The 12387-nt window shown below is 37.0% G+C and carries 10 protein-coding genes; all 10 read right to left on the minus strand.

What is annotated here, in order from left to right; translation table 11 throughout:
• Positions 1-5: 5 nt before the first annotated feature.
• Positions 6-485, minus strand: a complete 480-nt coding sequence (locus IGJ03_RS07285; RefSeq protein ID WP_002361968.1) for a PTS system mannose/fructose/N-acetylgalactosamine-transporter subunit IIB — start codon at positions 483-485, stop codon at positions 6-8.
• Positions 482-2296: a glycoside hydrolase family 35 protein gene (locus IGJ03_RS07290; protein WP_173951232.1), complete on the minus strand. Its 1815-nt coding sequence runs from the start codon at positions 2294-2296 to the stop codon at positions 482-484. The genes IGJ03_RS07285 and IGJ03_RS07290 overlap by 4 nt, the downstream gene beginning before the upstream one ends.
• A 32-nt stretch (positions 2297-2328) precedes the next feature.
• On the minus strand, positions 2329-3270 hold the full coding sequence (locus IGJ03_RS07295; protein WP_429861441.1) for a hexose kinase: 942 nt from the start codon (positions 3268-3270) through the stop codon (positions 2329-2331).
• 15 nt (positions 3271-3285) lie between these two features.
• A complete protein-coding gene (gene lacD / locus IGJ03_RS07300) occupies positions 3286-4281 on the minus strand; it encodes a tagatose-bisphosphate aldolase (RefSeq protein ID WP_163326348.1) in 996 nt (331 codons plus the stop codon).
• A gap of 22 nt (positions 4282-4303) precedes the next feature.
• Positions 4304-5476: an SIS domain-containing protein gene (gene agaS / locus IGJ03_RS07305; RefSeq protein ID WP_174090976.1), complete on the minus strand. Its 1173-nt coding sequence runs from the start codon at positions 5474-5476 to the stop codon at positions 4304-4306.
• Between the two features lie 11 nt (positions 5477-5487).
• Complete coding sequence (locus IGJ03_RS07310; protein WP_002360115.1) at positions 5488-6219, minus strand: GntR family transcriptional regulator; 732 nt, start codon at positions 6217-6219, stop codon at positions 5488-5490.
• A 385-nt stretch (positions 6220-6604) separates the two neighbouring features.
• Positions 6605-7507 carry a glycosyltransferase family 8 protein gene (locus tag IGJ03_RS07315; RefSeq protein ID WP_002382420.1) on the minus strand — a complete coding sequence of 301 codons (903 nt, stop codon included), beginning with the start codon at positions 7505-7507 and terminating at the stop codon, positions 6605-6607.
• Entirely contained in the window at positions 7497-8342 is an 846-nt protein-coding gene (locus IGJ03_RS07320; RefSeq protein ID WP_025186637.1) for a glycosyltransferase family 8 protein, read from the minus strand. The genes IGJ03_RS07315 and IGJ03_RS07320 overlap by 11 nt, the downstream gene beginning before the upstream one ends.
• A gap of 500 nt (positions 8343-8842) precedes the next feature.
• A complete protein-coding gene (locus tag IGJ03_RS07325; RefSeq protein ID WP_375804632.1) occupies positions 8843-10903 on the minus strand; it encodes an LTA synthase family protein in 2061 nt (686 codons plus the stop codon).
• Positions 10904-10944: 41 nt separating this feature from the next.
• Positions 10945-12333: an MFS transporter gene (locus IGJ03_RS07330; RefSeq protein WP_429861440.1), complete on the minus strand. Its 1389-nt coding sequence runs from the start codon at positions 12331-12333 to the stop codon at positions 10945-10947.
• Between the last annotated feature and the right edge of the window lie 54 nt (positions 12334-12387).

The raw sequence follows: 12387 nt of genomic DNA on the forward strand, positions 1-12387 counted from the left end.
CCCTCCTATTTTGTTATCAAACTCATAAAGTCTTCCGCTTTGTCACTTGGCACCATTTGAGCAATCAGATGGACACCTTTAGCATTTAACTCTTTAAAAACCTCAATATCTTGATCGACCACATTGATTGACTTAGTAATAGACCGTGTTTCGTTTGTTTGTGACATGTTCCCAACATTGATTTCTTTAATCGGCACCCCAAGTTCTACTAGTTTTAATAAACGATCTGGTTTCCGTACCACAATTAGTAAACGTTGTGAGTCGTATTTTCCTGCTAAAATATTTTGAGCAGCTTTTTCAACTGGTAACACGCTTAGTTTCACGCCAGCTGGTGTTGCTAATTTTAAGCCACTTTTTTCAATGGCATTCCCTGCAACCTCATCATCAACGACCATAATTCTGGAAATATTCAATTTTGTCGCCCATAAATTTGCCACTTGTCCATGAATCAAACGTCCATCAATTCTTACGCCAATAATACTCATTGTAATCCCTCTTTCATTTCTTTATATAGTGGTTCTTTTACTAACTGAATTTCTGGTTGGTACGTTCCTTCCGTTTCAAAAATGACGATCTCATTTTGCCCTTCTTTTAATAATCCTTTGGGAATATATAAGGAAAGCGTCGGACCAACATTCCAGAAACGACCAAGATTGGTTTGGTTAACAAAAACAATTCCTTTGCCGAATTTAGAAACATCAATAAATGTATCTTTCACTTCTGCTAACTCCATATGATACTGGTAAAAGCTTGGTTGATCAGGTTGCCATTCTCTTGAATAGTCTACCTGTTCACAGCTTGTCATAGGTAAACAATATTGTTGCCATTGCGTCATAAAATGTAAATCTGCCATGACACCCGTTCGAATCCCTTTTTTCTGAGTATCTGCAAATAGTTTATGCCCGTAATTGACACGACCCATATTTTCTATTAAAACATCGATTTGATTATTCTCTTGCGGCAGTGTAACGTAAATATCTTCGCCAATTTCCGTTTGATATTGCGTTGCTTGATGTACCTGATTGACAAATAATTGCAGACGATCACGACCGTCAATCACTCTTAGCTTTTCTTCTGCAGCATCTTTTTCAATGCTTGTTCGGTAAAGAAGATAGCCGGTATTTTGTCCTAATTGTTCCATGGTTTGCGGATAAACGCTGACCACTGGCTGACTAATCGTTTCTAAAGTCGCAAACAAACTCACTTTGTTTGTTAAAGGAATTGCTGTTTGCGCAAAAGAATCTTTTACTAATGGTTCAGCTTGTGGTAACGCAGGGTACTCTTCGTGAAGCATTTTTTGTAACGCAAAATACTTTTCGGTTGGGTTCCCTTGTTCATCAAGTGGCGCATCATAATCATAGGAAGTGATTTGTGGTAAATCAATGGTTCCTCGTGCGGAGCAGCCATTCATAAACCCAAAATTGGTGCCGCCATGAAACATATATAAGTTGATACTGCCTAATGCTAATGCTTCTCTAACTGATTCAGCCAATTCTTGTGGATCTCGTTTAATAATTGGCTCTTTCCAACGATTAAACCAGCCATCCCAAAATTCCATACACATTAACGGCCATTTTTTACCATGTTCTTCAAAAAAGGCTTGCATCATACCGAAATTTTCTTTGGCTTTTGAGCCAAAATTCCCAGTTACTAAAATATCATCTTCAATCATGCTGCCTGCCCGCAATGTTGCGCGCCATGGCCCGTCAGAAGTAAAAAATGGTGCTGTCACGCCACGTGCAATCATCAAATCACGAATCGCCCGTAAATACGCTTTTTCTTCGCCAAATGAACCATATTCGTTTTCGATTTGAATCATTAAAATATTGCCACCGTTAGCAAGTTGATGCGGAACAATTTTTTCCATTAAAACATCATAATATTCCGCAACATGCTTCAGATAGGTTGGATTATTCGAACGCATCCGTCCTGGTTCATTTAATAGCCAAGCTGGAAAACCACCAAACTCCCATTCTGCACAAATATAAGGAGACGGCCGCACAATCGCATATAGTCCAAGTTCTTGTGCTAATTTTAAAAAGCGCTCCAAATCTAATATTCCCTCAAAATGAAATGTTCCTTTTTGCGGTTCATGTAAATTCCATGGCACATAGGTCTCAACTGTATTGAAGCCTAAAGCTTTCAAGTTATAAAGTGAATGATACCAATCTGAGGGATCTACACGAAAATAATGAATGGCGCCCGATAAAATTTTAAATGGTTGACCATTTAAAAGAAACTCCTCTTTAATTTCAAATCTGTCCACATTGCCACCCTTTCTAGTAAACGCTTTCAATTGCTGGATAATTGCTAAATAAAGAAAGCTCTTTATTTAGCAATTTCAACTACTTGGATGTTCATAAGATGTTTCTTCACGTTCTCTACGTCTACATGCCCAGTCGTTCTTTCTTGGGCATTAGCCATTCCAGCCGCCATGCCCCATTTTAGCAGTTCGGCAGCTGGTGCATCCTTGACTAGTCCATAGGCAAGACCAGCAATGGTTGCATCTCCTGAACCAACAGGATTTTTAGCGTGAATCGTTGGAATTTTTACACGATAGAATTGATCGTGATGTTTGGCAATTGCACCATCTTTTCCTAAAGATACGACAATCCATTCAATTCCAGCAAACATTGGTTTTGTTAAAGCTGTTTGCACAGCTGCTAATGGATTTTCTGAAAAATCTTGTCCTAGTAATCCTTCTAGTTCCTCTAAGTTAGGTTTAATTAAATACGGTTTCCATGGTCCTTGAAGAACTTGCCTTAAACTATCTCCAGAAGTATCTAGTAGTACTTTAACCTCTTGTGCGTGAGCTTTTTGAACTAATTCTTGATAAAAATTTGATGGTAATCCTTTCGCTAAACTGCCAGAAATTGTGACAATTTCTGCTTGCTTAATTAATTGATCGAAATTTTCAAGGAAGTTACTGATTTCTTCTGGGGAAACAGTCGGTCCAGCTTCTAAAATTTCAGTTTGATTCCCTTCGTGCAAAATCGCAATCGAATCACGCGTTTCTTCTTTGATTGACGTAAATGCTTGGGGGATGTTTGCTTTCTTTAACTCGTTTGCAATAAACGCCCCATGAAAACCACCAAGAATGCCGGTAGCGATAACATCTCCACCTAAATCATGAATAACGCGAGTGACATTTAGTCCTTTGCCACCAGGGGTTTTGGTCACCTGACTGGTCCGATTAACGGTATCAAGCTTTAGATGATCTAATAGGTAGGAGATGTCAATTGACGGATTCATTGTTACTGTTACTATCACAGCTATGCCTCCCAATTACCCTTCGTTTACTTGAACTTTCGCATGCCAAGAGCTGGCGGTTGCTGCGATGACTTCATTTAAACTTTCAATGTTTTCTCGGCCTTCTGTTTTTAACCAATCACAAGCCGCAGTTTCTCCTGCTTCAACGAAAGGTTTCACGCCATTTTTCCACGTAGCACGGCCACATAAAACACCATTAAATGTTGAACCAGCTTCTTTAGCGAAACGTAGTGTTTCTTGGAATAGCTCTGTTGAGACACCGGCACTTAAAAAGATAAATGGTAAATCAGTGGCTTGACTTTGTTCTAAGAAATAATTCGCCGCTTCCTCTTTTGTATACGCTGTTTCAGCCGGCGCAAAACCTTCTATAAAATTCATATTAACTGGAACTTCCACTTTCAATACATCTACTTTATATTGGGGTTTAGAAAATTCTTTCATCATTTCATTCACTTTATGCGGTTTAACTTTTGCATATTCTAAAGAAGTCGCATCTGCTATTTGTGCATCGTAAGAAACTAATTCTAAGTAAAATGGTAGGTCTTCTTCTGCACATTCACTTCCTAAGCGTTCAATGAATACATGTTTTTGATGATTGATTTCTGGATCCTCATCCACATCATAGTATAGTAAAAATTTAATCGCATCTGCGCCTTCTTCTTTCAAGCGTAAAACAGACCAATCTGCTAGTAAATCAGGCAATCGTCCCGGAGTTGTTGCATCATAGCCCGTTTTTTCATAAGCGAGTAACAATCCAGCCTCGGTATCGCGTGCTTTTGCAGCAGGCAATCCATATTCTGGATCCAATAAAATGGCAGACGCATAAGGTGTCAATTCTTTCGAGACTAATTCTTTAAACGTTTCAATTTGTGCATCAGTTGGCTCTACATCTAGCGCTTTGATCATTTTTTTCAAGGCACCTCGTTGATCAATGGCTAATGCGCTAATGATTCCTTCTTGGGTTGACAAACGATCCATTGCCGCTTTTTTTCCAGCTGTTAACGTAAGCATAGTTCCTCCTCCAAATGTTGTATTATTTATAGTCATAAATCGTTACGCCTTTAACCACACGATTCACTGTACCTGTCGGTGAAGGGGTATCCGGTTTATTTCCAACTTTAATAGATGTTAAAAGTGCGACTGTTTGGGCTACCATGATATCTGCTAATGCTAAATAGCCATCAGGTAATAGAGCAGTTTCTGCGGAATATTCAATAGTTGAACCTGAGAAATTACGTTTGCCAGGTTGAGCAATCGCAAAAACACCCGCCGCAATTTCGTCACCGTGAACTTCTTCTAAGATATCCAAGTCGTAATCTCTTGTGTATGGTGTATTATTAACAAAACCAAACATTATTGTTTTTTCATTAATAAATGATTTTGGTCCATGACGGAAGCCCATAGAAGAGTCAAAAATTGTGGCAACTTTGCCGGCTGTTAGTTCTAAGATTTTTAATTGCGCTTCTCTTGTCAAACCAGCTAAACTTCCAGAACCAACATAAACAATGCGTTCAAAATCAAGGTTAACAATTTCATTTAATTCTTCTTCACGGGATAGCACTTCTTCACCTAATTTAATTAGAGCGGTTACATAATCTTGTTTTTGCTCAAAGGCTGTTTGATCAAAGAGTAGTAATGTACCCAAAGTCATGCAAGAAAAGCTACCAGTCATCGCAAAACCACCATCATTGGAACGTGTTGGCATTAAGAATAAAAAGCTGTTTTCTTCTTTTTGGCTTATTTGTGCCAGTTGTCCTTCTTCGGCACAAGTAATCGCTAAATGATGAATTGTTTCAACCACTTGATTAGCTACTTCAACTGCCGCTAAACTTTCAGGACTATTTCCACTTCTTGCAAACGAAACTAACAATGTTGGTTCGTCTTTAATCAGATAATCTTCTGGTTTGGCCACAATATCCGTTGTCCCAATACTTTCGAATGAAAAGGGTTGTGTGTCGCCGTGTGCTCGGAGATAAGGTACAACCGTATCACCGACATATTGCGAAGTCCCTGCTCCTGTAAAAATTACTCTTGTGCGTTTTCCTTGCGCTTTGGCTTGGACTTCTTTTAAAAAGTTTTCCAAAGCTGTTTGATTTTCATGATAAAGTGTCACGGTTTCTTGCCAAAGCTCAGGTTGCTGACGAATTTCACGTGTCGTGATTTCCGCTCCTAGTTGTTCTAGTTCTTCTTTTTCTGCTGTAAACATACTTAACTCTCCTAACTATTCCGAATATGGCGTATCTGATAATGAAATTGATCTGCTCGCGCCACACTCAACGTAAATTCAATAATTTCATTTTTCATGTTATATGTCTGGCGTGCTAAATGAAGGACTGGCGCTCCTTCTGGAATCATCAATAATTTGGCATCTTCTTTTGAAGCAATGCTAGCGTATAATTCTTCATCAGCTAAACGAACGGTTTGCTTAAAATCTTCCGAAAATAGATCATATAATGGTTTGCTACGTAGTAATTGATCCGTGAGTGATAAGAAAAATTTCACAGGCAAGTATGTGTCTTCAACCATTAATGGCTCGTTATCAGCAATCCGCAACCGACTTAATTTAAAAACAGCCTCTCCTAACGAAAGATTCAAATGCTGACAAATAAATTTATCCGCTTCCAATTTTTCGAAGGATAATATACGGGTATGTGGTTTTCGACCCAGCCCTTTCATTTGTTCTGTAAAACTATATGCGCCAGCTAAATCAGCGGCCTCTTTTTTTATATCTGAAACAAACGTTCCTTTGCCATGACGACGATAGATGGAACCTCTATTTTCTAGTTCTTGTAGCGCTAACCGGACCGTCGTCCGACTCACTCCATATTGTGCAGTCAATTCACGTTCAGAGGGCAACTTGTCATGAGGAATCATGCATGTTTCGATTCGTTCCTGCAGCAAATCAACAAGTTGATGATACAAAGCTTTGTTTTTAAAGGCATTTTCCATAACTTTCTCCTTTACCCTAACTGGTTATAACCACAAACCAATAGTACGGTGGTTTTTTTTATTTTGTCAATAAAAAGTATTAATAAATATCTTCATACCGCTATAACCTTGAAATGATAACGTTTACATGTTTTTATTTTTCTTTATTGTAATATTTTTTTCCTAAAGAAATCATTTTTTTATAAAAAACCATCCTTAAATATGATACCAGTTGCTGGCTTTATTTTAAATAGACAAAAAAGAGTATGAGACAAAAATCACTTTAGATTTTTGTCTCATACTCAAAATCTGAAAAACAGTTCGATCCCGACTTCTTCGTTTCTATTGTTTGGTTCTGACAACAACTAACAAGTAACTGATTTTACGAAATCCATGACAATATTCATTATTGAGCATATTCAATCCTTCTGCTAATTTTCGTATAAGATAAATATTGATTGAATGTGTTGACACAACGAAAGGCCGTCCTATTCGCATATTGATCATAATAACGCTTGGTATACCACTGAAATTCTTTCGTCCAAGGTTTGACATGGCCAGTAAAGTGGATAATGGATGGTGCTCTTCTCGTTTCTTCATATTGTTTTTCTCCATAAATAGTTGGATGTTTTTTCGCTTTTGACAGAATATAACCTTGGGCGTTCCACTTAGGATGCAACAGGGTCCAACGGTCGTGTAAAACCGCATTCAATGCATCTTGATCATGGAAACGTAATTTATCTGGATTTTCTTCAATAAATCTTAAGACTTTAGTGGTTACATCTAAATTCAACCATTTTTTAACATCGATTAGCAACAAGCCTGAGTTAAAATAACACATAGATTCTGCAGGAATCGCCATTTTTTCCAAACGTTGATGGAACCCTGCATCTTCAACAGCGGCGATGATATTTTCACCTAAATCAACTGTCCATAATTTTGCGACATCATCTAAGGCAATCATGTCACAATCCATATACAACAGCCGTTCGATCTGGCTTCCTCTAAACAGCTCTGGAATAGCAATCCTGTAGTAAGCTGTTTTGGGAATTCGTTCACTGGTTACAACATTTTTGAAAAAATGGGGGTTGATTTTTAAAAATGTTAACTCTGCATTGATTTGGGTATGTTTAATCGTAAAATACAGTAGTTGCTTGCTTTCAAAATTGATATTGTCATCAATCACATAAAAATGAACAGCTGCCGCTGAAGGACTATTTTCTAAAATTGAAACAAACATAGCAGCAAGATGCGGTACAAAGTTGGTATTGCAACAGGAGACAATCGCTAATTCTTTTCTATTTTCCATTTCTTGCACCTACTTTCTTTAACTTGTTTAGATAAAGAGCTGTATAAGGATGATTTTCTAACGTATTCCAGGGTTTATCGTGACCAGTAAAATGAATAATCGCTGGCTCTTGATTTCCCGCTGCATATAATTTTTGGTAAGCCTCATTAGGCGCTTCATGACGATTAAAAACTAAAGACGTCTGCATATTCCATCTTGGTTCTAAAGCTAGCCAATCTTCATAAAGAACAGCGTTTAAAGCATCTTGATCATGATAAACTATGCGGTCCCCATTTTCTTCTAGATACTGAATTGTTTTTTGAGTGATTGCTTTCTCGTTCCATCGGTCAATATCAATAATCATAACTCCTGAATTAAAATAATAATCGGAGGAATCGATGCCCAAACGTTTCAAGGCATATGCTTGACCAGGATCAATAACCGCACCAATCGTTTGGTTCACTAATGGCGTATCATACAACTGGACAATATCATCTAAAACAAGCGTATCTGCATCTAAATAAAGAACCTTTTTATAGCTATATTTTTGTAAAAGTGACGGTAAAGAAATGCGTAAGTATGCGGTCGTTGTAATATGATCACTCACTAAAAAATTTTGATAGACTTCTTTGTCTGCTGTTAGAAATTCAACAGTTGCATTTTGTGAGTTACTACTAACCGTTTCTCGGAGTGCTTTTTTGCTAGATAGCGACAGCCCATCATCAATCACATAAAAATGAACAGGTCTCTCCGCATGACAATTTTCTAAAACAGTTGTCATCATTACATTCAAATAAGGAGCATAATTTTCGTCTGAAGCTGTCACAATTGGCACAATCTTCTGATTTTTTCTCATCAAAACCACTCTCCTCTTTTATTTTTATAGCTAAGTTCCTATTCAGAATAGGCCCTGAAAAACTTATCTGCAAATCATATGCTCATTATTTTATAATATAATTATAATAAAAATATATTTTATGGCTATAAAATAATTTTGTTTTCCGTTAACAACTATTAAAAAAACAACATTTCTCTTACTTTATCCTCAAAAATACTATTTATTTAATACTTGTTTTACTAATTTTTTTATCTAAAAATTCGCCTGTTGTATTTTCTGTTGATGGTAATTTTAAAATGTACAGCGAAACTTAATATAAATTCTAAACTGACTTCTTACTCAATAAAAGAGCGAAAAAGCCTGGGACAAAAATCACTTTGGATTTTTGTTCCAGGCTCAAAACCTGATAAATGGCGGAAACAGAACCAATTGCTTCGAAAATAAACGACTCTGTTCTGACCTCTTTCACTTCATATATGATTCTCTTTCCCTTCCAAAAGTTATCCTTCTTAAATGATCTATGGCGTAGTCGGATAATTTTGGACTGTCGTTTGATTGCCATTTTGACTAAACAAGCTAGTTGATTGTGCATTTTTTTGTTTTTCTACTTCTAAGACTTTGTTTTTTTCAAAAGCCACATCATAGTTGTAGTCCTTTGGTTGCACTTCTTGGAATCCTTGTGGTTTATAAAAACGTAAAAGGTTTTCCTGATTTAATTTGTCAGATAAACTTAACGATTTTTTCACCCAATCGTTATCTTTCGTGACTTCTGCTTTTAAATCTGCTGGAACTTGGTCTAATTTTTTCCCTTGATTATTGTAGATTTCCCCACCTAGATAAGAAAATTGAGGCGTTACAAAATCGCCATTTCTAAAAGGAACCACTTGTTTATATTGAGGAGATAAAAGGTCCGTGCCAAAATGGATATAATTTTTATCATCGACACCTAAAAGATGGTACAGTGTCGGTAAAACGTCAATTTCCCCACCATATTCGTGCTTGATTTTCCCTTGCGTATAGCCTGGCGTGTAAAACATCAAAGGTACTCTTTGCAATTGCGCATTGTCATAGTTTGTCCACGTTTTTGGATCGCGGTTGAAGGCTTTACATAAGTCCTTGTTGTTCGCATCTGAAATACCGAAGTGATCACCATAAATAACAAAAATAGAATGATTGTATAAACTTGTTGTTTGCAAGTAATGGAAAAATTGTTCTAGCGATTGATCCAAATAGTGCGCTGTTCGAACATAATCATCCACAATCGAATTGCCTGTGTTCAATTTAGGAAACGGGAAGTTTTGGTCATCCGTATAATAAGGGGTATGGTTGGTCACAGTTAAAAACTTCGCATAGAATGGTTGCTGTAAATGCTCAAGCTCACTAGCTGATTCACGCAACAATTGTTTATCTAAAATACCGTAACCTAGCATTTTGTCATCTTTTGAAAAATATGACCGATCAAAAAAGTATTGATATCCTAAGTTTTTATACACATGGTCTCGATTCCAAAAACTCCCCACATTTCCATGGAAAACAGCGGTTGTATAGCCTTTTTGTCCTAAAACAGCGGGAGCCGCTTCGAAAGTATTGTCTGATCCTAATTGTGTAAAAAGAGAGCCTTGCGGGAGCCCGAATGTTCCTGTTTCTAACATGTTCTCCGCATCACTCGTTTTTCCTTGCCCTACTTCATGAAAGAAATTATCAAAACTGATTGTCGCTTTGTTTTGATAGAGCTGATTTAAAAACGGTGTAACCTCTTGGCCTTGGACTTTCATATTAATCAAAAATTGTTGAAAACTTTCTAAATGAATCACAAATACATTTTTTCCTTTGGCAATTCCGGCATACTGTGGATTAAGCGGTAAATTGTTTTGCTTGGTAAATTTCATGATTTCAGGTAATTCGTTTGAACTAGCTTCTGCTCTTACCTCATTTGACATGGCTGTTTTGACACCATCGATGGCTGTGAATGCATCCAAGCCAAGATATTTTACAATATAATTACGGTCAAAAATTCTTTGAAGCAATTGAGGACGATCGGTTTCGCTTAAAAATAAGTTAACCGAAAAGAGCAAGACACTTAAACAACTAATTGAGATCGCCAATCTTCTGTTGATAGGTTTGGTCACAAAGACTTGATGATTCCGTCGCTGTTTAAAAGAGTAAAATACCAAAACGAGCAGCACTAAAGTATCTAGCCAATAAAAGACATCGTGGACCCTCATTAAGGCAAGTAAATCACCAGAAATTCCTTCTGAAACTTTTGAAAAGCCAAAAACAGATTGGATGGTAATAAAGTCAGTGAATTCACGATAAAAAATAATATTCAAATATAAAATTAATGTATTTAAAACATTTAAAAGAGTTAAGCTAAGCATAAATGTTTTATGCTTTTTAAAATACAAACTAAAACCAAATAATAACAGCGTAGTAGCAACTGGATTGAACCATAAAATTTCTCGCTGGAGACTGCCCTTAACACCCAATGAGAAATCTAGGTAATACGCCAGAATCGTTTTTGCCCAAAAGAGTAAAACAAAAAATAAAAAGAGTCCTAATCGGTTATTTATTTTTTTCATCTAAGTTTGTCTTCCTTTCCCTTCAAAAAAATCTTGATTTGTTAAAAATAAAACCTAACTCTGCGCAATGACTTTTTCGCTAGCGGAGAATTGGATAAATAACTTAAAAAGATAATCGCAATGGCGCAACATCCAAATAAAAGCCATACGTTTGTAAAAGGTGTTCGAGTAAGCGAACTAGTAATAGGCTTTGTAATTAAAAGACTTGGTAGCGCCACCCCTAAAGAATTGCCAATTTGCTTACATGTCACCGCAATGGCTGCTGCAGTTCCTGACTGAGAAAGTGGCATTCCTTCAATCGCTGTAATGGTAATCGGTGAATTTAACATCCCAAACCCAATGCCTAAAAAGATATAAATAATAAATAAAATAATCATAGGCGTTGTTTTAGTTACAAATAATTGTAAAAAGCTAACAGCCAACATTGAAATACCACAAAGCATAATAGGACGTTTCGTCCCTATTCTCCCTACCATTTCGCCGGCTCTCGGTGCAACAAGAAAACTAACAAAAGCCAAAGGAATGGTTGATAAGCCAGCTTGCAACGGGCTGAAGCCTCTCATCTCTTGCAAATATAGCGTGTTTAAAAATAAATAGCCGTTATATATGATAAAGCCAAAAATAGCTAAAAAAGAAGCCGATGTAAATGGAATAGATAAAAAGAAACGCGGGTTGATTAACGGATTGTCAATGTTATATTCATAAATAAAGAAAATAACAATGGCTAAGCAGCCGATTATCCCAGTACTTAAAATATCTGGCGCGAAAAGCCCTTTTCTAGGTAGTCCGATAATGGAATAGATAGAACTAAATAGAAAAAGAATCATCAATGCTTGACCAACAAAATCATTTTTCACCGTCTTCTCTACTTTTGACTCAGGTACAAACTTTTGTGTAAGGATGATTGCCGCAGCAATGATCGGTACATTTACAAAAAAGACATACCGCCAGCTAAAATAAGAAACAATCAGTCCACCAATAATCGGGCCCATGCCTAAGGAAATCCCTGTAACAGAGCCCCACAAGCCAATTGCTTTCGCTCTTTCTAACTTTTCGGTAAATACCTGTGTAATAATAGACATTGCTACCGGATTTAACATAGAACCACCAATCCCTTGCAACATGCGAAACGCGATCAATTGCCCTGGGGTTTGCGAAATCCCACATAGGAAAGACGCTAAACCAAAACAGGCTAAGCCCAATTGAAGGACTCGTTTACGGCCAATTCGATCTGCTGTAGACCCAGACAACAATAATAAGGATGCTACCATTAAAGTGTAGCCATCTGTTACCCACTGTAATGTAGACAGATTCGTGTGAAAATCACTTTGAATGGATGGTAACGCCACATTGACAACCGTAACATCCATGGTCACTACAAACAAACTCATGCAACAAGTATACAAAATAACTTTTTTTCTATCGATCATAAAAACAGTCCTTTCTAGCAACTACATAAAACAGGAAAAGCAACAATGACACTT

Source organism: Enterococcus sp. DIV1315a, from assembly GCF_051712325.1.
Classification (GTDB): domain Bacteria; phylum Bacillota; class Bacilli; order Lactobacillales; family Enterococcaceae; genus Enterococcus; species Enterococcus faecalis.